This window comes from Pseudomonas sp. NPDC088444 (genome assembly GCF_044900175.1).
Lineage (GTDB): Bacteria > Pseudomonadota > Gammaproteobacteria > Pseudomonadales > Pseudomonadaceae > Aquipseudomonas.
Genome location: NZ_JBJDNK010000002.1, coordinates 174582 through 197691, shown reverse-complemented (window position 1 = coordinate 197691; position 23110 = coordinate 174582). Strand labels below are relative to the sequence as shown.

The 23110-nt window shown below is 59.6% G+C and carries 21 protein-coding genes; 7 read left to right on the top strand and 14 right to left on the bottom strand.

The window, feature by feature from the left end; translation table 11 throughout:
* Nucleotides 1-12: 12 nt before the first annotated feature.
* The 5 genes from copD to ACI2KB_RS05295 all read right to left on the bottom strand — a co-directional run bounded on the left by copD (nucleotide 13) and on the right by ACI2KB_RS05295 (nucleotide 3304).
* Nucleotides 13-876 (bottom strand): copper homeostasis membrane protein CopD, encoded by an 864-nt coding sequence (copD, locus tag ACI2KB_RS05315; protein WP_404632136.1) that lies wholly within the window; start codon nucleotides 874-876, stop codon nucleotides 13-15.
* Nucleotides 877-879: 3 nt separating this feature from the next.
* On the bottom strand, nucleotides 880-1266 hold the full coding sequence (gene copC / locus ACI2KB_RS05310; RefSeq protein ID WP_404632134.1) for a copper homeostasis periplasmic binding protein CopC: 387 nt from the start codon (nucleotides 1264-1266) through the stop codon (nucleotides 880-882).
* A 139-nt stretch (nucleotides 1267-1405) separates the two neighbouring features.
* A complete protein-coding gene (locus tag ACI2KB_RS05305; RefSeq protein ID WP_404632132.1) occupies nucleotides 1406-2191 on the bottom strand; it encodes an anti-sigma factor family protein in 786 nt (261 codons plus the stop codon).
* Nucleotides 2188-2685 carry an RNA polymerase sigma factor gene (locus tag ACI2KB_RS05300; RefSeq protein ID WP_404632770.1) on the bottom strand — a complete coding sequence of 166 codons (498 nt, stop codon included), beginning with the start codon at nucleotides 2683-2685 and terminating at the stop codon, nucleotides 2188-2190. The genes ACI2KB_RS05305 and ACI2KB_RS05300 overlap by 4 nt, the downstream gene beginning before the upstream one ends.
* 70 nt (nucleotides 2686-2755) lie before the next feature.
* On the bottom strand, nucleotides 2756-3304 hold the full coding sequence (locus ACI2KB_RS05295; protein ID WP_404632130.1) for a tetratricopeptide repeat protein: 549 nt from the start codon (nucleotides 3302-3304) through the stop codon (nucleotides 2756-2758).
* Nucleotides 3305-4156: 852 nt separating this feature from the next.
* On the opposite strand from ACI2KB_RS05295, the gene ACI2KB_RS05290 reads away from it, so the two are divergent.
* Entirely contained in the window at nucleotides 4157-5485 is a 1329-nt protein-coding gene (locus ACI2KB_RS05290) for an OprD family porin (RefSeq protein WP_404632128.1), read from the top strand.
* Between the two features lie 228 nt (nucleotides 5486-5713).
* Here the strand turns inward: ACI2KB_RS05290 and ACI2KB_RS05285 are convergent, their stop codons facing one another.
* The 3 genes from ACI2KB_RS05285 to gcl all read right to left on the bottom strand — a co-directional run bounded on the left by ACI2KB_RS05285 (nucleotide 5714) and on the right by gcl (nucleotide 9356).
* Nucleotides 5714-6616 carry a 2-hydroxy-3-oxopropionate reductase gene (locus ACI2KB_RS05285; protein ID WP_404632126.1) on the bottom strand — a complete coding sequence of 301 codons (903 nt, stop codon included), beginning with the start codon at nucleotides 6614-6616 and terminating at the stop codon, nucleotides 5714-5716.
* 132 nt (nucleotides 6617-6748) lie between these two features.
* Nucleotides 6749-7531, bottom strand: coding sequence for a hydroxypyruvate isomerase (hyi, locus tag ACI2KB_RS05280; protein WP_404632124.1), 783 nt, complete (start codon nucleotides 7529-7531; stop codon nucleotides 6749-6751).
* 49 nt (nucleotides 7532-7580) lie between these two features.
* The gene (gene gcl, locus ACI2KB_RS05275; protein ID WP_404632122.1) at nucleotides 7581-9356 is read right to left on the bottom strand and encodes a glyoxylate carboligase; all 1776 of its coding nucleotides are present in this window, start codon (nucleotides 9354-9356) and stop codon (nucleotides 7581-7583) included.
* 108 nt (nucleotides 9357-9464) lie between these two features.
* Here gcl and ACI2KB_RS05270 point away from each other — a divergent pair, with 108 nt between their 5' ends.
* Nucleotides 9465-10373 (top strand): LysR family transcriptional regulator, encoded by a 909-nt coding sequence (locus tag ACI2KB_RS05270; protein ID WP_404632120.1) that lies wholly within the window; start codon nucleotides 9465-9467, stop codon nucleotides 10371-10373.
* A 36-nt stretch (nucleotides 10374-10409) separates the two neighbouring features.
* Here the strand turns inward: ACI2KB_RS05270 and ACI2KB_RS05265 are convergent, their stop codons facing one another.
* The 4 genes from ACI2KB_RS05265 to ACI2KB_RS05250 form a co-directional block, all read right to left on the bottom strand.
* Nucleotides 10410-11075: a response regulator gene (locus ACI2KB_RS05265; protein ID WP_404632118.1), complete on the bottom strand. Its 666-nt coding sequence runs from the start codon at nucleotides 11073-11075 to the stop codon at nucleotides 10410-10412.
* A gap of 138 nt (nucleotides 11076-11213) precedes the next feature.
* On the bottom strand, nucleotides 11214-12020 hold the full coding sequence (locus ACI2KB_RS05260) for a hypothetical protein (RefSeq protein WP_404632116.1): 807 nt from the start codon (nucleotides 12018-12020) through the stop codon (nucleotides 11214-11216).
* Entirely contained in the window at nucleotides 12017-13318 is a 1302-nt protein-coding gene (locus tag ACI2KB_RS05255; protein WP_404632114.1) for an AAA family ATPase, read from the bottom strand. The genes ACI2KB_RS05260 and ACI2KB_RS05255 overlap by 4 nt, the downstream gene beginning before the upstream one ends.
* Nucleotides 13319-13412: 94 nt before the next feature.
* On the bottom strand, nucleotides 13413-14015 hold the full coding sequence (locus ACI2KB_RS05250) for a helix-turn-helix domain-containing protein (RefSeq protein ID WP_404632112.1): 603 nt from the start codon (nucleotides 14013-14015) through the stop codon (nucleotides 13413-13415).
* Between the two features lie 290 nt (nucleotides 14016-14305).
* Between ACI2KB_RS05250 and glnT the strand changes: the two genes are divergently transcribed.
* The 5 genes from glnT (at nucleotide 14306) to ACI2KB_RS05225 (ending at nucleotide 20261) form a co-directional block, all read left to right on the top strand.
* Nucleotides 14306-15640: a type III glutamate--ammonia ligase gene (gene glnT / locus ACI2KB_RS05245; protein ID WP_404632110.1), complete on the top strand. Its 1335-nt coding sequence runs from the start codon at nucleotides 14306-14308 to the stop codon at nucleotides 15638-15640.
* A gap of 73 nt (nucleotides 15641-15713) precedes the next feature.
* Nucleotides 15714-16619 (top strand): glutamine amidotransferase family protein, encoded by a 906-nt coding sequence (locus ACI2KB_RS05240; protein ID WP_404632108.1) that lies wholly within the window; start codon nucleotides 15714-15716, stop codon nucleotides 16617-16619.
* Nucleotides 16620-16630: 11 nt separating this feature from the next.
* The gene (locus ACI2KB_RS05235) at nucleotides 16631-17314 is read left to right on the top strand and encodes a protein glxC (protein WP_404632106.1); all 684 of its coding nucleotides are present in this window, start codon (nucleotides 16631-16633) and stop codon (nucleotides 17312-17314) included.
* 15 nt (nucleotides 17315-17329) lie between these two features.
* Nucleotides 17330-18664 carry an FMN-binding glutamate synthase family protein gene (locus tag ACI2KB_RS05230; protein ID WP_404632104.1) on the top strand — a complete coding sequence of 445 codons (1335 nt, stop codon included), beginning with the start codon at nucleotides 17330-17332 and terminating at the stop codon, nucleotides 18662-18664.
* Between the two features lie 271 nt (nucleotides 18665-18935).
* The gene (locus tag ACI2KB_RS05225) at nucleotides 18936-20261 is read left to right on the top strand and encodes an ammonium transporter (protein ID WP_404632102.1); all 1326 of its coding nucleotides are present in this window, start codon (nucleotides 18936-18938) and stop codon (nucleotides 20259-20261) included.
* A gap of 137 nt (nucleotides 20262-20398) precedes the next feature.
* Here ACI2KB_RS05225 and folD read toward each other — a convergent pair whose 3' ends face one another.
* Complete coding sequence (folD, locus tag ACI2KB_RS05220; RefSeq protein ID WP_404632100.1) at nucleotides 20399-21301, bottom strand: bifunctional methylenetetrahydrofolate dehydrogenase/methenyltetrahydrofolate cyclohydrolase FolD; 903 nt, start codon at nucleotides 21299-21301, stop codon at nucleotides 20399-20401.
* A 91-nt stretch (nucleotides 21302-21392) separates the two neighbouring features.
* The gene (locus ACI2KB_RS05215) at nucleotides 21393-23072 is read right to left on the bottom strand and encodes an APC family permease (protein ID WP_404632098.1); all 1680 of its coding nucleotides are present in this window, start codon (nucleotides 23070-23072) and stop codon (nucleotides 21393-21395) included.
* Nucleotides 23073-23110 lie beyond the last annotated feature (38 nt).

Sequence of the window (23110 nt, the reverse complement as noted above, 5' to 3'; positions counted from 1 at the left end):
TTGCGTTCAAATTCAGCCCAGCATCGGCGGCAGGGTGCCCAGCAGGGAAACCGCAGCCAGCGCCGCCGCGCCGAACAGGCCTTCCAGCACGACACTGACGCGCAACCACGCTACCTGCAACGTCTGGGCGCGGGCCAGGCTGCGGTTGAGGCCGGCCAGGGCGAGCATGCACAGCACCATGGCGACCTTGATCGCCAGTACCTGTCCGAATCCCGCCAGCGCCGGGTCGGGCCAAAAGCCGCCACTCAGCGCGCGGACGTTGATCATGCCGGTCACGATAATCACCGCCACGAGGGCATAGCCGATGCCGCTGAAGCGCGCCAGAATCGCCCGCAGGTCTATGTCATCAGGACGCATCAGCAGGACCGTGAGCATCAGAAGCCCGCCAAGCCAGGTGCCCGTGCCGATCAGGTGCAACATTTGGTTCACAATCAACAGTGCGCCTTGGGTGCCGTCGAACATGGCACCATGCCCCACCGGCGCCAGCGTCAGCAGCAACAACGTGCTGATCAGCAGTCGGTGACGCGGGGCGCAACGCGGGAGGCAAATCAGCGCCAACAGGCTAAGCAGCAAGTGAACGCCCCACACGTGGCCAAAAATCGTATGGCCCAGCACCAGCGCGTTGGTGTGCAGGTCCAGTGCGTCGTGCCAGTCATCCGCCATGTTCGCCGCCGTCAGCATCAGCCAGCCCAAGGCACTGAGCAGCGCCATCGCAGCCAGCGCGCCTTGAGCTTTTTCAACACACCATCGCGCGGGGCGAGACTCAGTGCCTGGCAGTAAAGCCTTGAACAACACGTAGCGAAACACATCGCTGCCGAACAGAAGCAACACTGCGCCGAAATGCAGGAATCGGCACAGGATAAGTCCTTCATGCATGGATTATGGCGTGACCTTGAAGCGATAAACGCCTTCGCTCTTGTGGGTGTCCACGGACACCGCATGCCATTCGACCTTGTACTTGCCCGGCGCCAGCGGCACGGCCGGGACCACGATCAGCACTTTCTTGTCAGCCGGATCGGTGGTGACGCTCTGGGTCTGAATGATTTCGGTGCTGTCACCGGGGCCGTCGAGGCTGATAGCGACTTTTGTGAATTTTTCTTCGACGCCTTCCGAGAAATTCAGGCGCAGTTCTTTCGGCGTTGTGACCTCACTGTCTGCCGCAGGCAACTGACTTTCAAGATGGGCATGGGCGAAGGCGGACGGCGCGGCCAGGCAGGCCAGCAACGGCAGGCAGGAGAGGGCAAGTTTCAGGCGATGGGCAGACATCAAGGGCACCTTTGGTTATGCGGCAGCAGGGTGCAGCAACGGACGTGACTGAAATCGATACGTGCCGATTTCAACAAAAATCGTGCGCTACTAGACCAGAAAGTGTGCCCAGACTCCAGTTAATGTCCATTACGTTCGGTCATGCAGACAAACTTCGCTGGGCGCTGCGGGCCATGATTTCCAGGTCCTCGAACGGGTTCTTGCCGATCAGCATGAACGCGTGGGTCGGGTTGGACCAATACACCACGTTTAGCCCAAGGCGTTCTTCCGTGGCGAGTTTTTCCGCCCCGGACCGCGCGGCGGTGATGCACAGCGCCAGCGGGCCATGCCGAGCGTCCAGATAGGTCAGTTGGCCAATCAGCGCGCCTTCATAGTCGAGGATCTGGGCGCGACGGAATTCGGCGCCCGGCAGGTTCACCGTCTCTGGCGACAGCGCCAGGCCCAGCTGTTTGCCCACGGAGCCAAGCTGCAAGGCGTGGGAGGCGACGTCGTGGGTCAGGTTGTCCAGCGTTTCGGGGGTGTACAGCACCATGTATTCGGCCACCGAGCCGCGCCAACCCTCATCGCTTTCGGTGGTTTGCCAGTGCAGGAACAGGCGATCGGCGGCTATGCCAGCGATCACGAAACTGGCCGCAGTGGCGAGAAAGCCGCGGCGGCTCATGGTCGCTCGGTGCCGGGGTGCTGCCGGCGGCAGCGCGTCAAACATCGCTTGCAGCCGCAACGTTGGAGCGTCCTGAAGCAGCGAGTCGAACGCGGCCAGAAACGGCAGATCGCCGCCTTTGAGTTGCTCCAGTCGCGCGGCCACCGGAGCCTCAGTGCGCAGGAGATGGTCGATGTGCTGGCGCTGCTCGCGATCCAGTTCATCGTCCAGATAAGCCACCAGCAATTCATCAGACGGTGGCGAATGGGCACTGCTGTAAGTCATCGCCGTTCTCCTGTCGATTTATCCGACATGGCGTGGGTTGGTGCGGTTTCGGCCAGTTTCAAACGTGCAGCCGCCAGCCTGCTCATCACCGTGCCAACCGGGATGTGCAGGATTTCGGCGGTTTCCTTGTACGACAGCCCCTCGACATACGTCAGAAAGACCGTCTCTCGCTGCGCTTCCGGGAGTGCGTTCACCCGCTTGATCACCTGCGCGGCCAGCACCTGGTCCTGCGCCTGGCTCTCTCCGTCAAACGACAGCTCCTGCTCGGCATCGACGAAGCCCTGGCCCTGACGCACACGCTGGGCGCGGATTTCGTTGAGCCAGATCGAATGCATGATCGCCAGCAGCCAGCGGTCCAGCCGCGTGCCAGCGATGAATTGCTCGGCACGCTCCAGCGCTCGAACGCAGGTGGCCTGGACCAGATCGTCTGCCAAGTGCTTTTGTCGGGACAAGACCAGCCCGTAGCGCCACAGACGTGGCAACAATTGGCCCAGTTCGCTACGAAATTCAGCGTTGCTGGCTATAACCGCCTCCCGATGTTCCGCTTTTCAACCGCTGTTGCGCTCAGGTCTGGGGAGCCGCTGCGATCGCGTCCGCCAGGTCCTCGTACTCTTCACACGTGGTGCTGCACAGCGCTTTGATCTTGACCAGTTGTTCCTGCGCGAGATCGATTCGACCCTTGATCACATAGGCTTCGCCCAGGTATTCGCGCACCTGCGCATAGTTGGGGTCCAACGCCACGGATTTCAGGTAATAACCAATGCCCTCGTCCGTGCGACCCAATTTGCGCGTTGCATATCCACGATAGTTCAGCGCCTTGGCGGTGTCTGGATTTTTCAGGGTGTCGAGCAACGACAGCGCTTCTTCGTAACGACCGTCTTTAGCCAGCCGATAGGCGTAATCTGTGCGGTCCTCATCGGAGGTCGCCTGACTGGTTTGCAGGGCGCATTTGCGGGTTTTACTGTCCCAGACCTGGCCTTTCGGGCAATTGGGTTTGGGCGGCGTAGACTCGTCGCCGGACGCGCGGGCCTGTCCCGCCGCGATGACCAGCGCCACGCAGGCGCCCAGAAGCCAAGTGTTTCGAAAGCCAGCAGCCAGGTAGCGGTTTTTCATTGCGGTCATGCTCCATTGCGACGCAGCAGAAAAAGTAGCGGTTCACCTGTCAATAAACAGGAGAAGGCCCGGATTTATTCCCGTCAGCGCCGAAGTCCAGCGCTCACAGCGGCGAATCCCTGAACGTGTCTGGTGATGAACACTTCAGCGCGGCGAGTTATTCGGTTGGGCGCGAGGTATTTTTCAGGGCGGCTTGTGAAAAAAGCCGAGCGATGGAGGGGGCTATCGGGGTGAGAAGGGGAAGAGAAGCTGAGGCGCACGAGCGAAAAATGAATAAACAGAAACTTGCCTGATTCTGCCAAATAACCCAATTTCAAACCGGGTTATTCAATAGCGGCATTCACTTATTGAACGAGACCGTTAATACAGGATGAATAATTATTTAATAAAAAAAGCCACCGCACGGGCGTGAGGTGGCTGAAAAAGTCTTACCAAAGGAATGATGAAGTGGAGCAGGATTCGATGACCTGATGCTGCGGATTCATCAGGCTATTGAGTCGTGTGCTTCATCGACGACAACGGTAACACCGATGGAAAGATTTCAACTATTACGAAAATCGATAGTGACTATCACCTCTCGTTTATGATCCGTTCGGCGGAAAAATGCTAAAAGTTTTTGCGCCGGCGGAGCACACGCCGGTAAATATGAAGTGTCCGACGCTTCGTCGAAACAATAAAGAAATGGGCTGAAAGCCTGTCGTTTTGCCGTGAATAATCATCACGGTGTTGATGTTTTTAGCCCATCTGCCGTAGCGCGATTTCCACCGTTTCAAACTTCGCCTGATCTCAGGGGGATGCCTCGACTCTCGGGGTTTGCGGAACGTTGGGCCTTAATTGAGACAGGGGATAATAATGACGTTTGTAAAATGGAACCTCGTGACGCTCGCGGTTTCGCTGGGCGTGAGTCAACTGGCATCGGCAGGCGTTGTCAGTGATCAGTCCGACGCCAAGGGCTTTGTCGAAGACAGCAGCCTGACGGTGCATCTGAAGAACTATTATTTCAACCGTGATGTTCGGGACGGCGGCAACGATCGCAAGGACTGGACACAGGGCGTTCTGGGTAATTTCAGCTCCGGCTTCACTCAAGGCACTGTAGGCTTTGGCGTAGATGCCTATGGCTACTGGGGCATCAAGCTTGACGGCGGTGGCGGCACCACCGGTACGGGTAACCTGCCGATCGACAGCCACGGCAACCCGGAAGATGAATACGGCACCGCAGGCGGTGCAATCAAAATGCGCATTTCCAAGACCGAGTTGCGGTATGGCGACCTGATGCCGACTGCGCCGGTATTCGCCGCCGGCGGATCGCGTCTGTTCCCGCAAACGGCCACCGGTTTCAACCTGCTGAGCAGTGACATTGCGGGTCTTGAGCTGGATGGCGGCCACTTTACTGGCGGCAACGGGCCGGTCACGACTAACCACGATCACGACATCTACGCCTCTTATGCCGGGGTGACGGCATCGAGCATCGACTATGTCGGCGGCAAGTACACCTTCAACGATAACCTGACCGCGAGCCTGTATGGCTCCAATCTCAAGGACGTTTGGGATCAGTACTACGCCAACGTCAACTACACCCAAGGGATTACCGACACGCAGTCAGTCAACCTGGATTTCAATATCTACCGTACCAATGATGCGGGCTCTGCCAAGGCCGGTGATATCAGCAACACCACGTGGTCGATGGCCGCTGCTTATTCTTTCCTGACAGCACACACCCTGACGCTGGCGTACCAGAAAGTTCATGGCGACACGCCATTCGACTATGTAGCCTTCGGGATTAACGGCCCGGGTGATACCGCGGATTCGATTTTCCTCGCCAACTCCGTTCAATATTCGGACTTCAACGGCCCGGGCGAGAAATCCTGGCAGGCCCGTTATGACTTGAACATGGCGAGTTATGGCGTGCCGGGGCTGAGTTTCATGGCCCGCTATATCACCGGCGATAATATCGATGGATCGCATATGCCGGCGAATAGCACGTATGTCAACTATGGCTATGGTGACGATGGCAAGCACCACGAGACCGATATCGAGGCCAAGTACGTCGTGCAGTCCGGTCCGGCGAAAGACTTGTCGTTGCGCATGCGCCAATCCTTTCACCGTGCCAACGCTGACCAGGCGGAAGGGGATAACAACGAACTGCGCCTGATCGCGGACTATCCGATCAACGTGTTCTGATTCATCGGCGTCACCCACAAAAAAGCCAGGCGTCTCTTGTGAGTGCCTGGCTTTTTTGTGGGAGGTCGGCCGCTGATCTTACGCTTTCGCCACCAAGGCGGCTCCCACAATGATCGCGCCGAACTCGAATCTCGTATCGACGCCGAAACTGTGGGAGCCGGCTTGCTGGCGAAAGCGCTTGGTCAGACGAGATAGAATCTCCCACACCTCTCTTTTTTCAATGCGCCATCAATCCGGCTTGTGATCACCCCGAATCGAGAAGTTGGACATGTGCTCCAGCCCTTTGATCAGGCCCGAATGGTCCCAGCCACTGCCGCCCAGCGCGGCGCAGGTGCTGAAGACCTGTTGGGCGTTGGCGGTGTTGGGCAGGTTCAGGCTCAGCTCTTTCGCGCCTTCTAGCGCAAGATTCAGGTCTTTCTGGTGCAGGGCAATGCGGAAGCCCGGATTGAAGGTGCCTTTGATCATGCGCTCACCATGCACTTCAAGAATCTTCGACGACGCGAAGCCGCCCATCAGGGCCTCACGGACTTTCGCGGGATCGGCGCCGTTTTTCGAGGCGAACAGCAGGGCTTCGGCCACCGCCTGAATGTTCAGCGCGACGATGATCTGGTTCGCCACCTTGGCGGTCTGGCCGTCGCCGTTGCTGCCGACCAGGGTGATGTTCTTGCCCATGGTCTGGAACAGGGGCAGGGCACGGTCGAACGTACCTTGATCACCCCCGACCATAATGCTCAGTGTCGCTGCTTTGGCGCCGACTTCACCGCCCGAGACCGGGGCGTCGAGGTATTGCGCGCCGGTGGCGTTGATGCGCTCGGCGAAACTCTTGGTGGCAGACGGCGAGATCGAACTCATATCGATCACCACTTTGCCCGGCCCTGTGCCTTCGCTCAGGCCGTTGTCGCCGAACAATACGTCGTTGACCTGCGGGGTATCAGGCAGCATGACAATGATGAATTCCGCTTCCTGAGCCACTTCGCGCGGGTTGTTCAGCACGGTGGCGCCGCCGTCGACCAACGAGGCGGGCGGGGCGACGAAGTGGCTGGACAGGAACAGTTGATGACCTGCTTTTTGCAGGTTTTCTGCCATGGGCAGGCCCATGATGCCGGTGCCGATAAAGCCGATGTTAGCCATGATGTATGTCCTTTCTTGATGTCGGTTTGCCCCTGTAGGAGTGAGCTTGCTCGCGATAGCGATGTGTCAGGTACCCCATGCTTGAATGTTCCACCGCTATCGCGAGCAAGCTCACTCCTACAGAGGGTGTGATCAGATCAGGTTGTGGGTCTTGAGCCAGCCCAAACCGGCTTCGGTGGTGGTCAGCGGCTTGTATTCGCAACCGATCCAGCCGCGATAGCCCAACCGGTCCAGATGCCCGAACAGAAAGCCGTAGTTGATTTCCCCGGTGCCCGGCTCATGACGGCCCGGGTTGTCCGCCAGTTGCACGTGACGAATCACCGGCAGGTTTTTCTCCAGGGTCCGGGCCAGATCGCCCTCCATGATCTGCATGTGGTAGATGTCGTACTGCAACGACAGGTTGCGGCTGCCGACTTTCTCGCGGATGGCCAGAGCCTGGGCCGTGGTGTTCAGGTAGAAGCCCGGAATGTCGATCGTGTTGATCATTTCCATGACCAGATCGATGCCCTGAGCCTGCAACTTGTCAGCGGCGTACTTGAGGTTGTCGACGAAGGTCTTTTCAATCAGCGCATCATCGAAACCCTGCGGTTTGATCCCGGCCAGGCAGTTGACCTGGGTGTTGCCCAGGACCTTGGCGTAGGCGATGGCCAGGTCGACCCCGGCGTAGAATTCTTCGACCCGGTCCGGGTGGCAGGCGATCCCGCGTTCACCCTTGACCCAATCACCCGCAGGCAGGTTGAACAGCACTTGGGTCAGGCCGTTGGCGTCCAGTTCGGCCTTGATCTGGGCCGAGCTGAAGTCGTACGGAAACAGGTACTCGACCCCGCGGAAGCCCGCATTGGCAGCGGCTTCGAAGCGTTGCAGAAAGTCCAGTTCGGTGAACAGCATGGACAGGTTGGCGCACAGACGTGGCATGGCTTGCTCCTTTCTTGCTTTTTATTCGGTGGCGAATCAGTGCCGTTATTTAGTCGAGCAGGCAGACAGCCGTCGGGGCGTCGGCGCGGGTCTCGGCCAGCGATTCGAATTCGTTGATCGCGTTGATCTCAGTGCCCATGGCAATGTTGGTGACGCGCTCAAGGATCACTTCGACCACAACCGGCACGCTGTACTGCTGCATCAGGCTTGACGCCTCGGCGAATGCCGCCTGAATGTGCGCCGGGTCGCTGACGCGAATCGCCTTGCAGCCCAGCCCCTCGGCCACCGCGACATGGTCCACGCCATAGCCTTCAAGTTCCGGGGCGTTGACGTTATCGAAGGACAACTGCACGCAGTAATCGATGTCGAAGTTGCGCTGCGCCTGACGGATCAGGCCCAGATACGAGTTGTTCACCACCACGTGGATATACGGCAGCTTGAACTGCGCACCTACCGCCAGTTCTTCGATCATGAACTGGAAGTCATAGTCGCCCGACAGCGCCACGACCTTGCGGCTCGGATCGGCCTTGGCCACGCCCAGCGCTGCCGGAATCGTCCAACCCAACGGGCCCGCCTGACCGCAGTTGATCCAGTGACGCGGCTTGTAGACGTGCAGAAATTGCGCACCGGCAATCTGCGAAAGGCCGATGGTGCTGACGTAGCAGGTGTCCTTGCCGAAGTACTGGTTCATTTCTTCGTAGACGCGCTGCGGCTTGACCGGCACGTTGTCGAAGTGGGTCTTGCGCTGCATCGTGCGCTTGCGTTCCTGGCAACTGGCGAGCCACGCAGCGCGATTTTTCAGTTTGCCAGCGGTGTGCCATTCGCGAGCGACTTCGAGGAACATCGCCAGCGCCGCGCCTGCGTCGGACACGATGCCCAGGTCCGGCGTCAACACACGACCGATCTGGGTCGGTTCGATGTCAACATGAATGAACTTGCGGCCCTCGCTGTACACCGAAACGGTGCCAGTGTGGCGGTTGGCCCAGCGGTTGCCGATGCCCAGTACCAGGTCCGATTCGAGCATCGTCGCGTTGCCGTAACGATGAGACGTCTGCAAACCGACCATCCCGGCCATTTGCGGGTGATCGTCAGGAATGGTGCCCCAGCCCATGAGGGTCGGGATGACCGGAATACCGGTCAGTTCGGCGAACTCCACCAGCGCATCCGAGGCATCGGCATTGATGATGCCGCCACCGGCGACAATCAGCGGACGCTCGGAGGCGTTGAGCATCGTCAGGGCTTTTTCGATCTGCGTACGGCTGGCTTGCGGTTTGATCACCGGCAGCGGTTCGTAAGCGTCGATGTCGAATTCAATCTCGGCCATCTGCACGTCGAACGGCAGGTCGATCAGCACCGGGCCCGGACGGCCGCTGCGCATCAGTTGAAAGGCTTTCTGGAACACGTAGGGCACTTGGCCCGGCTCCATGACGGTGGTGGCCCATTTGGCGACCGGCGAGGCGATGGCAGCGATGTCCACGGCCTGGAAATCTTCCTTGTGCATGCGGGCACGTGGCGCTTGCCCTGTGATGCAGAGGATCGGGATGGAGTCGGCAGACGCAGAATACAGGCCGGTGATCATGTCGGTTCCGGCTGGGCCGGAGGTGCCGATGCACACGCCAATGTTGCCCGCGATGGCGCGGGTATAACCCTCGGCCATGTGTGACGCACCTTCGACGTGACGGGCCAGCACGTGATCGATACCGCCGAGTTTCTTGAACGCTGCGTACAGCGGGTTGATGGCAGCGCCGGGGATACCGAATGCGGTATCGACCCCTTCGCGACGCATCACCAGAACGGCGGCTTCGATGGCTCTCATGATGGTCATTTGTTAGTCTCCTGAACTCGGTAGTTTTTGTACGTGCTCAGCCTGATTTGAATCGTTGATTTTGTGAATGGCTGCTTTTGGCAGTTCTGTCGGTATCAGGAGTATCGAATGGACCGTTACACAGAGGTGCGCAGTTATGTACTGGTGGCCACCCACGGCAGTTTCGCTGCGGCGGCGCTGGTGGAGGGCGTCACCCCGGTGATCATGGGCAGGCGCTTGAGCGCGCTGGAGGAGCGACTGGGCGTTAAGCTGATCCACCGCTCGACCCGTGGCCTGACATTGACCGATGCCGGTGAGTCGTACCTGGAAAACGCCAAGACCGTGTTGCAGTCCTTCGAAGAGCTGGACGCCAGCATCAGCGAGAACGAAAGCAGCGTGCGCGGGCATTTGGTGGTATCCGCGCCCGCCGGGTTTGGCCGCCAGCACGTGGCGCCCCATGCGCCGGAGTTTCAGGCGCGATTTCCGGATTTGCAGTTGTCGTTCAACCTCACCGACAACGTGGTCGACCTGGTGCGCGAGGGGTACGACATGAGCATCCGCATTGGTGAGGTGCTCGACCCCAATTACGTGGCGATCAAGCTGTTTGCCAACAAACGCGTGGTCTGTGGTTCACCGGCGTACTTCGCCAAACATGGCTTTCCGCAAACCCTGGAGCAACTGGCCGAGCACAATTGCCTGTCGTTCAACCTGCAAGGTGGCCAACACCGTGGCTGGACCTTTCAGCGGGATGGCAAACAGGTCGCGATCAAGGTCGCGGGCAATCTCTACTGCAACGACGGCGAGCTGTTGTATGACTGGGCCAAACGGGGGCTGGGATTATGCTGGCGTTCGACCTGGGAGATTCAGAACGAGGTGCGGAGCGGGGCGCTGGTGACGGTCCTCGATGAGTTTGCGCTGCCCAGTTACGACATTCAGGGGGTCTATCCCCAGCAGCATTACCTGCCCGCAAAAGTGCGGTTTTTCATTGCCTTTTTGAAGGAGGTCTACAACCGGCCAGCGTATTGGCAGCAGGCGTGATTCCTGCCAGGGATGCTGACAATGCACGCGTGCTGGCTAGCGCCGCAAATAGGCTGCGAAATCGATGTGTCCGGCGCTGAGAATCGCCTGCACTCGGTTGTGCACATTGAGCTTGCGCAGAATCGCCGAGACATGGGCTTTGACCGTGGTTTCGGCGATGGCCAGGCTGAACGCGATCTGCTTGTTGGAATCGCCCTTGGTCATGCGTTCCAGCACCAGCAATTGTTTGCGGGTCAGGGCTTGCAGCAGCTCGGGCGGCAATGGCGGGGTGTCTGCGTTGTTGCGTCGGGAAGGGGCTTTCTGGCTGCGGATGATGTCCGACGGCAAGTACACGTTGCCGTTGAGGATCTGCTCGATGGCCTCGGTCATCTGCTTGCGCGGCGATGACTTGGTGATGAAGCCCACTGCGCCATAGGTGATGGCCTGCAGCACCACCTGTTTGTCCTGCTCGGCAGAGACGATCACCACCGGAATGGTCGGCGCCTCGTTGCGCAAGGTGATCAGCCCGTTGAGGCCATGCATGCCCGGCATGTTCAGGTCCAGCAGAATCAAATCGAGATCGTCGTGGTCGCGAGTCAGCGCCAGCGCGCTGTCCAGGTCCTCGGTCTCCATGACGTCACTGCCTGGAAAACCGTCGCAAATGACGTTGTGGATGGCCTCGCGAAACAACGGGTGATCATCGGCAATCAGGATCTTGTACATGGTTTTTCACCTTTCTTATTGTGTGGCCCTCATCGTGTCGAGGGCCAAGTCACGGCTCAGCGGCATTACATGTCAGAAACGGCACTTTGTGAATGCGACCATAGAGACGAAAACCAGTACCAAAGTCGTAGTTTGCCGTCACCAATCCAACGCTTCAGGGGCTTTTGCGAACAACATCGCGATGTCGGGATGAGCGGCGTGTGATCGCTTCATTTCTGCCCAGACGGCAGGGTTGGCCATGGATTTAAGGCTGATGACCAATGCTTCCAGTTGCACATCGGGTGTTCCTGCGTCGCGCCGATGTATGTACTCGAACAAGCGGGCCCGGTAAGAGCCGAAAGCCAGACGCCTGGCTTCGATCAATACATCCCGGTTGTTTAACGCAAGAAGTTGGCAAGTGTAGGTTGCTCTTTTTTCGGAACGAGTTCCCGGCTCGTCTATTGCCACGAAGTTGAACGTGTCGATGATGTCTAGCCATAGAAAGTCTTGAGGATTCTCTATCCGTGGATTGATCAACGCATGCTCTCCCGCTGTGGGCTCGACGACGTTGGCGTCTTTGGTCCTGCCCACGTGTATCAGCTCATCACTGGCATTGATGACAGCGAACTTATTGCCCTTGGGGCTGTTACAGGGACCGCAGGCATACACGTAATTGCCCCAGTCGAATACGCGTTCAGGGTAGAGATCCTTGGGCGCGATGTGCTCGACCTCATCGGCCATCGAGTCTTCACAGTAACAACACCGCCGAGTGTTAGAGCACATCCTGGTGAGTTCGGCGCGCACCTGTTTGAATATGGGATTGGTTTTAGTGTTGCGTGCCTTGAACTCTGATTTTGCGCTGACCACTCTTTCAGCGTATGTGGCATTTGCGTCCACGGTCTGTTGATACATCGCTAACCCGTCCAGCATGGACTTGGGCGCTGGAAACTCAGCCAACCGGATCATTCCACTTCCAACCCTGACCGGGCGGCTACAGACGCCGTGGTTGGCATGCAGGCACGCAGTGTTTCGATTCGCTTGCGTCCTGCTTCGTCGATTTTTCCCAACACTTCCTTGCGATTGAGTTGAGCAAGCTCAAGAAGCTGTGCCTTGGACGTTTCCGAGCGCGTGACCTCGGCACCGAAGAACGACGTGTCGTAGGCTTCGAGGATGTTGCCGAAGATGAGCCGATTGAGCGTGTCACCCTGAACCTGGCCACCTGCCTCGTCAGTGCCCGGTGTTGGCAGGCGCCAGACGGTGCCATGTTCTGCGGCTTGGCAGATGATGGGGCTGTGGGTGGTGACGATAAATTGGAGGCGGGGAAATACTTTGAGGAACCACGGAGCGATCCGCTTCTGCCAGGAAGGGTGCAGGTGTGCGTCAACCTCATCGATAACCACTACGCCAGGCAGTGAAATGACGCCTGTACGAATTTCTGGCTCAACGATCGCCTGCCCGTAACTGATGGTGAGCTGGCGTATAAGCTCAAATGTCAGGCTGAGGATCGATCTGTACCCATCACTCAGGAAATCGACACTGACCTCATGACCATTGCCATCGACAAAAATGATTTCCTCAGAGCTAATTCGACTGATGCGCGAGCCGTGAGGTAAAAGCTCACCGTTGTTGATGAACGAGATAACACAGTCCAGAAATTGGGAGTCATCCTTGCTTTCCAGCTGTTTGATATGGAGTGACTTCAACCATTCAAGGCATTCCGTTAGCGCAATGTCTTCGCCAAATGCAGTGAGGTGGGGGGCCAGGCGCGGGTTGGTGTAGAACATCCTCTCATAGTCGCGGTTACCACCAGTAAACCGTCTAAACGGCCCGAATGACGCTGAGAACCAGCCTCTGCTGCGACCCCAAAGTGCACGCTCAAGCCCTTTCGAACTGTTGCCTTCCACCAGGATTGCACCGGTGCTCAGGGCTTCGTTGTTGGATTCGATCACGATTTCGCAGACCAGCTTTTTCACTGGAGCACGACCTTGGCCAGTGATCGAATCGACTACAGGGTTCCAGGTCAGGTGTGCGGTGACGTTGGCCTGGTTGCAGCCTGTTCGCAGCCAGGTGCTCCAGTCCTGCCGTAATGCCCGGGCCTCGGCAGGGCCAGCAAGGGCCACCGCTAGAGATTTCACGAAACTGGACTTGCCTGCACCGTTGTCACCCAGAATGACGTGCCAGCCCCACGGTTTGTCTTCAGGAACCTGAAAGACAAACCTCTCATGAGAGCGGATGCCGGCGATTTCGAGTTTCGTCAGGTACATGGTTGAGTCCAATCCAAGGCAAGGAAGGCATTTTGCGTCAGGTTGTCGAGATGGTCCATGGCTGGTCCGGAAAGCAACGCGCTACTGAACCTGATCACTCCCCCGACGACCCATAGTTCATGATCGACAGCAGACGAATCGGCACCTGCACCAGTTGCTCCGGCCCGTGGGGAATGTCGCCGTCGAAGGTCAGGCTGTCACCTGCTTGCATGTGGTAGAGCTGGTTGCCGTGGCGATACACCAGTTCACCTTCCAGCAAGTGCAAAAACTCGGTGCCGGGGTGGGAGAAGGTCGGGAATTCTTCGCTGGCGTCGTCCATGGTCACCATGTAGGCCTCGAAGTTCTTCTTCGGCCCGCGGGTATGGTTGAGCAGATGATAGGTGTGGCCTTTCTCGGTGCCGCGCCGCACCACTTCCAGCCCGTCATCGCGTTTGACCAGCAGCGCGCTGCTCCCTTGTTGATCGTATTGGCTGAACAGCTTGGACATGGGCATGCCCAGCACGTCGCAAAGACGGCTGAGGTTATCAAGGCTGGTGGAGACCTGGGCGTTCTCGATCTTGCTCAGCATGCCCTGACTGATCCCGGCGATGCGCGCCACATCGGCCAGTTTCAGCTCCTGCGCCTGACGCTGGCGCTTGATCTGAATGCCCAGGTATTGCTCCAGCTTCAACTTCGGTTGTTCGTCAGGCGTACTCATCGGTTTTGCACGGTTTCCGTTCGATAATTTTAAATTCGCACCAGGAATGTGCGATTCGGCTCCGGGCTGTTTTGTCTGGCGCCGGATTATTCCCACAGTGAAAACGAGTTTCCCATATATACAGCAGAAATTCCGCCCCAAACCGCACACACTTTTTGGTATACCGAGTTGGCAAGACGTTTGCATTCCTGTTGAGAAAGTAAGTTTCCTGAATGGAATAAACACCTTTCAGGTCACGGGACAATGGTCGTTGACCTCAACGTTTTGCTTATCGCCAGGAGTGAATGCTCATGTTGCCACCCGAAACACAGCGGCTGATCGAGGAACACGGGATCAAGTACGTGTTGGCTCAATTCGTCGATATTCACGGTTCGTCCAAGACCAAATCGGTGCCGGTCTCGGGCCTGGAGGCCGTTGCCGAAGATGGCGCGGGCTTCGCTGGTTTCGCCATCTGCGGCATGGGCATGGAGCCCCATGGCCCGGACTTCATGGCCAAGGGCGACCTGTCGTCGCTGACCCCGGTGCCGTGGCAGAAGGGCTACGGTCGTGTCGTGTGCATCGGTCACGTTGAAGGCAAACCCTGGCCGTATGACAGCCGCTACGTGTTGCAAAAACAGGTCGAGCGTCTGAGCGACCGTGGCTGGACGTTGAACACCGGTCTTGAGCCTGAGTTCAGCCTGTTCAAGCGTGACGCCGCAGGCAGCCTGCAACTGGTCGACGCCAGCGATGCGCTGGACAAGCCTTGCTACGACTACAAGGGCCTGTCCCGTTCCCGCGAATTTCTTGAGCGTTTGACCGAAGCCCTGCAACCGGTAGGTTTCGACATCTACCAGATCGATCACGAAGACGCCAACGGCCAGTTCGAAATCAATTACACCTACAGCGACGCCATGGAGTCGGCAGACCGCTTCACCTTCTTCCGCATGGCGGCCGGTGAGATCGCCAACGACATGGGCATGATCTGCTCGTTCATGCCCAAACCGGACCCGAAACGCGCGGGTAACGGCATGCACTTCCACTTGTCGATCGGCAGCGCGACCCACAAGAACCTGTTCCACGACGCCAGTGACCCGAGCGGTATGGGTCTGTCGAAAATGGCCTATCACTTTGCAGCCGGTCTCCTCGCTCACGGCCCGGCGCTATGCGCTTTCGCTGCGCCTACCGTCAATTCCTACAAGCGCCTGGTGGTGGGTAACTCCCTGTCCGGAGCGACCTGGGCGCCAGCGTTCATTGCCTTCGGTGCCAACAACCGTTCGGCCATGGTTCGTGTGCCGTATGGCCGTCTGGAATTCCGCCTGCCGGACGCCGGTTGCAACCCGTATCTGGTCAGCGCCGCGATCATCGCTGCCGGCCTGGACGGCATCGACCGCAAGCTGGAAATCGATCAAGTCTGCAACGAGAACCTCTACAAGCTGAGCCTTGAAGAGATCGCCGCTCGCGGCATCAAGACCCTGCCGCAGTCGCTGAAGGAAGCCTGCGACGCGCTGGAAGCCGACCCGCTGTTTGCCGAAGTGCTGGGCAACGAAATCGTTGGCGAATTCATCAAGCTCAAGCGCATGGAGTGGGTGGAATACAGCCGCCATGTGAGCGACTGGGAAATCCAGCGTTACACCGAATTTTTCTGATTCGAGCGCTTTAAACAACCCTTTCTGACGCCCAGCCAATGGGTTGGGCGTCGTCTGCCCTGGAGTTATGAATATGTGTGGAATCGTGGGTTTATACCTCAAGAACCCGGCGCTGGAATCCCGGCTCGGCCAACTCTTTGAACCGATGCTCGAAGCCATGACCGACCGTGGCCCGGACAGCGCAGGCTTCGCCATTTACGGCGATGAAGTGGCTGACGGCTGGGTCAAGCTGACCCTGCAAGCCACCACCGACGGCTATGACTTCAAAGCGCTGATCGCCGCGTTGGAAGGCAAGCTGGGTGCTTCCCTGGACTGGTTCCAGAACGCCAGCGCCATCGTGCTGAAAATCAAGGCTGAAGAAGCTGCCGTACGCGCCGCGTTGGGTGAATTGGCCCCGACGGTGCGCATCATGAGCGCAGGCAAGAGCATTGAAATCCTCAAGGGCATGGGCTTGCCGAAAGAAATTTCCGAGCGCTTTGGCTTGGGCTCCATGAAAGGTAGTCACATCATCGGCCACACCCGTATGGCCACTGAAAGCGCCGTGACCATGGAAGGCAGCCACCCGTTCTCTACCGGCGCTGACCTGTGCCTGGTGCACAACGGCTCGCTGTCCAACCACTTCCGTCTGCGTCAGGAACTGCGACGCGAAGGGATCAATTTCGACACCGAGAACGACACCGAAGTGGCCGCCGGTTATCTGGCTTGGCGCCTGCAACAGGGCGATTCGCTGAAGACCGCACTGGACAGTTCGCTGGAAGCACTCGATGGCTTCTTCACCTTCGCCATCGGCACCCGCAACGGCTTTGCGGTGATTCGCGACCCGATTGCCTGCAAACCGGCGATCCTCGCCGAGACCGCCGACTACGTCGCCATGGCCTCGGAATATCAGGCGCTGTCGAGCCTGCCGGGCATCGAGAACGCCAAAGTCTGGGAACCCGTTCCCGCCACGATGTACATCTGGGAACGCGAGTCGGCTTAAGGAGCACGCACATGAAAACCATCGATCTTTCCATCGCCAGCGTGCGTGATCTCAATCAGGCGCTGCACGACCAGGTCAAGAATCTTGAAGAACGGGAGTGGGTAGTGACCCATCCCAACGGCGCCCACAACTTGGCCGTCGGCGTCAACGAAGCGGTGTCCGTGGATATTCAGGGGCACGCCGGTTACTACTGCGCGGGCATGAACCAGAAGGCCTCAGTCACGGTGCACGGCAACGTCGGCGTGGGCTGCGCCGAGAACATGATGTCTGGCTACGTCCGCGTCAAAGGCAGCGCCTCCCAGGCGGCGGGCGCCACGGCCCACGGCGGTTTGCTGGTGATCGAAGGCGACGCCGGTGCCCGCTGCGGGATTTCCATGAAAGGCATCGACATCGTTGTCGGCGGCAGCATCGGCCACATGAGCTGCTTCATGGGCCAGGCCGGGCGCCTGGTGGTGTGCGGCGACGCAGGCGATGCGCTGGGTGATTCGCTGTACGAGACGAAGATTTTCGTCAAGGGCAAGGTCGAGTCGCTGGGTTCGGACTGCATCGAGAAAGAGATGCGTCCGGAGCACCTCGAAGAGCTGCAAGCGTTGCTGAACCGCGCCGGTTTCAACGAAAAGGCGTCGGACTTCAAGCGCTACGGCTCGGCCCGTCAGTTGTACAACTTCAAAGTCGATAACGCCTCCGCGTACTGATTCAGGAGCACGAACATGAGCGAATCCAACACCCCCAAAACAGCTCCGGTCCTGCGCGAGTCGGCGACCTTCGATCGTCTGGCCATCCAGGAAATCCAGCGCGCTGCCGAAACCGGCATCTACGACATTCGCGGCGGCGGCACCAAGCGCAAGCTGCCGCATTTCGACGACCTGTTGCTGCTCGGTGCTAGCGTGTCGCGCTATCCGCTGGAAGGCTATCGCGAGAAGTGCGGCACTGACGTGATCCTCGGTAACCGCTTCGCCAAGAAGCCGATTCACCTGAAAATCCCGGTGACCATCGCCGGTATGAGCTTCGGTGCGTTGTCGGCCAATGCCAAAGAGGCGTTGGGCCGTGGCGCGACCATTGCGGGCACCAGCACCACCACCGGTGACGGCGGGATGACCCCGGAAGAACGCGGCCAGTCGCAGCACCTGGTTTATCAATACCTGCCGTCCCGTTACGGCATGAACCCGGATGATTTGCGCAAGGCGGACGCCATCGAGATCGTGCTGGGGCAGGGCGCCAAACCGGGCGGCGGCGGCATGCTGCTGGGCATGAAAGTCACCGAGCGTGTGGCCGGTATGCGTACCTTGCCGATCGGCGTCGACCAGCGTTCGGCGTGCCGTCACCCGGACTGGACTGGCCCGGACGATCTGGCGATCAAGATTGCCGAGATCCGTGAAATCACCGATTGGGAAAAGCCGATCTACGTGAAGATCGGCGCCAGCCGCCCGTATTACGACGTCAAGCTGGCGGTGAAGGCCGGGGCGGACGTGATCGTGCTCGACGGCATGCAAGGCGGCACGGCGGCGACGCAGGAAGTGTTCATCGAGCACGTTGGCATCCCGATTCTGCCTGCCATTCCTCAGGCGGTTCAGGCGCTGCAAGAGATGGGCATGCACCGCAAAGTGCAGTTGATCGTTTCTGGCGGCATTCGCAACGGCGCCGACGTGGCCAAGGCCATGGCGTTGGGCGCGGATGCGGTGGCCATCGGTACGGCGGCGTTGATTGCTCTGGGCGACAACCATCCGCGTCTGGATGACGAGCTGAAGAAAATCGGTTCGGCAGCCGGTTTCTACGACGACTGGCAGAACGGTCGCGACCCGGCGGGGATCACCACCCAAGACCCGGAATTGTCGAAACGTCTGGACCCGGTCGAAGGCGGACGCCGGTTGGCCAATTATTTGCGTGTGCTGGTGCTGGAAGCGCAGACCATGGCCCGCGCGTGCGGCAAGTCTCACCTGCACAACCTCGACCCCGAGGATCTGGTGGCCTTGACCGTGGAGTCGGCGGCCATGGCCCGGGTGCCATTGGCAGGGACATCGTGGATTCCGGGGCAGCAGTATTAAGGCTTTGAAAAGGGGCTGATTTTTTGGCAGCCCCGATTCGTATGACCTGGCGCAATCCTGTGGGAGCGAATTCATTCGCGAGAGGCCGGTATGGTCGATGGAGATTTTTCGTCTGATATGCCGCCATCGCGAATGGATTCGCTCCCACAGTTCTGGCCAGCCTTGCATTCAATGCTGCGTCATCACCCATTCAAAGAGGCCAGCAAGGCCCGGTGCTTCTTCACATCGCTTTCTGCCAGACACTTTTCCATTCATTGCAGGAGCTTCGAAAATGGTTAACCGTCTACCCGGCAAATCCCTTCTTACGCTATTGGCGCTCAGCGCCTGTATTCCCCTGGCCCAAGCGGCCGACGCCCCCACCCTGAACACCGGCAGCACCGCGTGGATGGTCACCGCCGCGGTGCTGGTGCTGTTCATGTGCCTGCCGGGCCTTGCGCTGTTTTACGGCGGCCTGGTGCGGGCGAAAAACATGCTGTCGTTGTTCACCCAGTGCTTTGGTATCGCCGGTTTGGTCGGCGTGCTGTGGGTGATCTACGGCTACAGCATGGTGGTGGATACCACCAACATGGTCGAGGGTAAAGTCAGTTTCAACAGCTTCGTCGGCGGTCTCAGTCGCGCGTTTCTCGCAGGATTGACCCCGGAAAGTCTGGTGGGTGACATCCCCGAGGGCGTGTTCGTGACCTTCCAGATGACCTTCGCCATCATCACCCCGGCGCTGATTGCCGGTGCCTTCGCCGAGCGCATGAAGTTCTCGGCGGCGCTGCTGTTCATGGCCGTCTGGTTCACCCTGGTCTACGCGCCAGTCGCGCACATGGTCTGGGGCGGGGCGGGTGCGCTGATGCACAACTGGGGCGTGCTGGATTTCGCGGGCGGGACGGCGGTGCACATCAACGCGGGTGTGGCGGCGCTGGCGGCGTGCCTGTTGCTGGGCAAGCGCAAAGGCTATGAAAACGCGCCGATGCCTGCCCACAACCTGAGCCTGACCATGACTGGCGCAGCGATGCTGTGGGTGGGCTGGTTCGGTTTCAATATCGGCTCGGGCGGCGGTTTGAACGGCCTGTCGGGCATCGTCATGCTCAACACCCAACTCGGCGCCTGTGCCGGAATCCTTGGCTGGATGTTCACCGAGTGGTTCAAGGTCGGCAAACCGAGTGCATTGGGTCTGGCCAGCGGTGCGTTGGCCGGTCTGGTGGGCATTACCCCGGCGTGTGCGTATGTGGGCGTCGGTGGCGCGTTGGCGATTGGCTTGTTGTGCGGCGTGTTCTGCTACCTGAGCGTGACGGTGCTGAAGAAACGCTTTGGTTACGACGACAGCCTCGATGTATTCGGCCTGCACGGTATCGGCGGCATGATCGGTGCGGTGCTGACGGGCGTATTTTGCGTGCCGTCGCTGGGCGGGCTGGTGGAAGGCGTGACCTTGGGCGGGCAAGTGATCGCGCAGATCAAGGGCGTGGTGTTCACCACCGTGTATTGCTTCGTGGTGAGTTGGGTGATTCTCAAGGTGGTCAAGGCCATTGTGGGGCTGCGTGCTGATGAGCACGTCGAAGAAATGGGCCTGGATTTGGCCGAGCACAATGAGAGTGCGTACAACCATTGATCACGCGTTGATTTAACGCGCATTGATTGATCGTTCCCACGCTCCGCGTTGGAACGCAGGTTTGGACGCTCTGCGTCTGCCCCAGGTGACGCAGAGCGTCACAGGATGCATGCCCACGCGGAGCGTGGGCACGATCATCACAGGGTAGTGGCCAACTGCGGGTGTCCAGCCCTCTGCAATTGGGTGGCGATCACGGTGTTTTTCAACAGATAGGCAATCGTCATCGGCCCGACGCCGCCCGGCACCGGGGTGATGGCGCGGGCCACAGTACGGGCGCTGGCGTAGTCGACGTCACCCACCAGCCGGTCACCTTTTGCCGTGGCGATCCGGTTGATTCCCACATCGATCACCACCGCGCCAGGCTTGAGCCAACTGGCGTCGATCATCTGCGGTCGACCGACCGCGACCACCACGATGTCCGCCAATCGGCACAACGCTGCCGCATCGACGCTGCGTGAATGCACCACACTGATCGAGCAGTTGGCTTGCAGCAGCAAGGTTGCCATCGGCTTGCCAACGATGTTGGAGCGGCCAATCACCACCGCATGCAGGCCGCTCAGGTCGCCGCAGGTTTCATGCAGCAGGCGCATGCAGCCGCTGGGCGTGCAAGGCGTCAGTACTTCGGCGCCTTGGACCAGTCCGCCGACGTTCTCGCGATGAAAACCGTCCACGTCCTTGATGGGGTCGATGGCGTGAATCACCGCCTTTTCGTCGATGTGTGCGGGCAGTGGCAGTTGCACCAGAATGCCGTTGACCTCAGGGTCGGCATTGAGTTGATCCAGCAATGTCAGCACTTCGTGCTGGGTGGCGCTGGCAGGCAGACGGTGTTCGAGGGAGCGAATGCCCACTTGCCCGGCCTTGAGCAGCTTGTTGCGCACATACACTTGGCTGGCCGGATCCTCGCCGACCAGCACCACGGCCAGCGCGGGGTACACCTGTTGCCGGGCCAGGGCGAGAACATCGTCTTTGACTTCGTCGAGAACCTGAGCCGCGATGGCCTTGCCGTCGATATCGCGGGCGAGTGCAGGGGTCATGCTCATGGGATGCGTCACCATTGTCGGTAGGGAAGGAACGTCGATGGAACACCGAGGCCCGAATGGGCCCCGATGATCAGTCACAGGCAGGGGGTGGTCAAGCGACCAGGTGATGACAGGCGTAGACCACCACGGCGCCCGCAATCAGCGTGACGTAGGGCAAGACACCCGCGCGTTTGCTGCCCCCGTCGGCTTGCAGGTGCAGGTCGCTGAGCATCGCGGCGGGGAAGCGGCCCTTGTCCTGCACGTAATGGCGGAAGCAGAACACCGGCAGGATCAGCATCGCCAACAGCAGGCCGGTGACCAGCGTGCCCGCGCCCCAGATGTCCGCACCCAGGCCCATGCAGGCCAGGTTGACGAAGCTCAATACGCCACCGGCGGCCAGCAGCAGCGTCGGGGCCTTGTACGGGCGCGCCCATTCAGGGCGATCCAGACGGTGAATCCAGCCCGCATTGAGGTTGAGGAAGTTGAAGATGATGTAGCTGACGTTGGACGCCGCCAGCACGAATACGTAGTCGGACATCAGCAACAGCAGCAGGTTGAACGACAGGTCGGTCCACATGGCCGCGGTCGGGGCGCCGCGCTCGTTGGTGCGGCCCAGGTACTTGGGCAACCAGCCATCCACCGAGGCCTGGTACAGCGTGCGCGACGAACCGGACATCGAGGTCATGATTGCCAGCAGGGTGGCGAGCACCAGCATGATCAGCACGATGTTGGCGATCACTTTGCCGCCACCAATACTGTCGGCCATGGCCTTACCCACGCCCATGCCGCTGTAGATTTCAGGTGACAGCAGCCCACTGTAAACGGCCGGTGTGACCACTGCGCCGCTGGCGTCGAGTATCGCAGGGGTCACCAGTTGCCCCAGCCCCAGGCTGCCCTGAAACGCCAGTGGTACGAAGGTGAAGACCAGAATGCACAGTAAACCGGCGTAGAAAATCGCCTTGAAGGTGTCACGCTTGGGGTCCTTGAACTCGCGGGTGTAGCACACCGCGGTCTCGAAACCGTAGGTGGACCACGCCGCCATGAACAGCCCGCCCGCCATCAGCGACCAGCCGGAAATGTCCCAGGTGCCGTCGATCACTTGCCCGGCTGCGTCGTGGGCCAGCGGAAACAACGGCAGGAAGTTGGCCTGGGTGGCGTCACCGGTCAGCAGTGGCACCACACCGACCAGCACCAGCGGTATTAGCGAGGTGGCGCCAAGCACCAGGGTCAGGCGGGCCGAACGCAGGATGCCGCCGTGCTGGATGGCGAACACGGTCAGCAGAATCACCAGGCCGATGACAAAGGTGGCGTTGATGCGCAGGGACAGCCCGCTTTTGACCCAGCCTAAATCCACCAGCGTCAGTTGCCAGGTGTTGATCAGGGCATCGGCGGGGAACAGCGCGGTGAGGATGTACCCCGCCGCCAGCCCCGAGCCGATGGACAGCACCGGCGACCAGGCCAACCAGTTGCACCACACCGAAATCGGCGCGATCAGCTTGCTGTACCGCACCCAGGCGATGGCGCCGTACACCGAGGCGCCGCCGGATTTGTGCGGAAACAGCCCGGCGATTTCGGCGTAGGTGAAGGCCTGGATGAAACCGAACAGGATCGACACGATCCAGACGATCCACGCCGGTTTGCCCACTGTGGCGGCAATCGCGCCGATGGAAAACAGCACCAGGGCCGGTACGCCGCTGGCTACCCAGAAGGCGCCGCGCCAGTCTATCTTGCGTTGCAGGCTGCCGACGCTGTGGTCGGCCTGCGGTAGAGCCTCGAACGTAGTCGCTTCCATCTTGGTAATCCCATGTCTGAAATGTGGTCGGAGGGCAG

What these genes read in the sequence shown, in the direction of transcription:
- copD (WP_404632136.1), bottom strand. Translation starts at nt 876, where the DNA reads ATGCATGAAGGACTTATCCTGTGCCGATTCCTGCATTTCGGCGCAGTG.
- copC (WP_404632134.1), bottom strand. Translation starts at nt 1,266, where the DNA reads ATGTCTGCCCATCGCCTGAAACTTGCCCTCTCCTGCCTGCCGTTGCTG.
- ACI2KB_RS05305 (WP_404632132.1), bottom strand. Translation starts at nt 2,191, where the DNA reads ATGACTTACAGCAGTGCCCATTCGCCACCGTCTGATGAATTGCTGGTG.
- ACI2KB_RS05295 (WP_404632130.1), bottom strand. Translation starts at nt 3,304, where the DNA reads ATGAAAAACCGCTACCTGGCTGCTGGCTTTCGAAACACTTGGCTTCTG.
- ACI2KB_RS05290 (WP_404632128.1), top strand. Translation starts at nt 4,157, where the DNA reads ATGACGTTTGTAAAATGGAACCTCGTGACGCTCGCGGTTTCGCTGGGC.
- ACI2KB_RS05285 (WP_404632126.1), bottom strand. Translation starts at nt 6,616, where the DNA reads ATGGCTAACATCGGCTTTATCGGCACCGGCATCATGGGCCTGCCCATG.
- hyi (WP_404632124.1), bottom strand. Translation starts at nt 7,531, where the DNA reads ATGCCACGTCTGTGCGCCAACCTGTCCATGCTGTTCACCGAACTGGAC.
- gcl (WP_404632122.1), bottom strand. Translation starts at nt 9,356, where the DNA reads ATGACCATCATGAGAGCCATCGAAGCCGCCGTTCTGGTGATGCGTCGC.
- ACI2KB_RS05270 (WP_404632120.1), top strand. Translation starts at nt 9,465, where the DNA reads ATGGACCGTTACACAGAGGTGCGCAGTTATGTACTGGTGGCCACCCAC.
- ACI2KB_RS05265 (WP_404632118.1), bottom strand. Translation starts at nt 11,075, where the DNA reads ATGTACAAGATCCTGATTGCCGATGATCACCCGTTGTTTCGCGAGGCC.
- ACI2KB_RS05260 (WP_404632116.1), bottom strand. Translation starts at nt 12,020, where the DNA reads ATGATCCGGTTGGCTGAGTTTCCAGCGCCCAAGTCCATGCTGGACGGG.
- ACI2KB_RS05255 (WP_404632114.1), bottom strand. Translation starts at nt 13,318, where the DNA reads ATGTACCTGACGAAACTCGAAATCGCCGGCATCCGCTCTCATGAGAGG.
- ACI2KB_RS05250 (WP_404632112.1), bottom strand. Translation starts at nt 14,015, where the DNA reads ATGAGTACGCCTGACGAACAACCGAAGTTGAAGCTGGAGCAATACCTG.
- glnT (WP_404632110.1), top strand. Translation starts at nt 14,306, where the DNA reads ATGTTGCCACCCGAAACACAGCGGCTGATCGAGGAACACGGGATCAAG.
- ACI2KB_RS05240 (WP_404632108.1), top strand. Translation starts at nt 15,714, where the DNA reads ATGTGTGGAATCGTGGGTTTATACCTCAAGAACCCGGCGCTGGAATCC.
- ACI2KB_RS05235 (WP_404632106.1), top strand. Translation starts at nt 16,631, where the DNA reads ATGAAAACCATCGATCTTTCCATCGCCAGCGTGCGTGATCTCAATCAG.
- ACI2KB_RS05230 (WP_404632104.1), top strand. Translation starts at nt 17,330, where the DNA reads ATGAGCGAATCCAACACCCCCAAAACAGCTCCGGTCCTGCGCGAGTCG.
- ACI2KB_RS05225 (WP_404632102.1), top strand. Translation starts at nt 18,936, where the DNA reads ATGGTTAACCGTCTACCCGGCAAATCCCTTCTTACGCTATTGGCGCTC.
- folD (WP_404632100.1), bottom strand. Translation starts at nt 21,301, where the DNA reads ATGAGCATGACCCCTGCACTCGCCCGCGATATCGACGGCAAGGCCATC.
- ACI2KB_RS05215 (WP_404632098.1), bottom strand. Translation starts at nt 23,072, where the DNA reads ATGGAAGCGACTACGTTCGAGGCTCTACCGCAGGCCGACCACAGCGTC.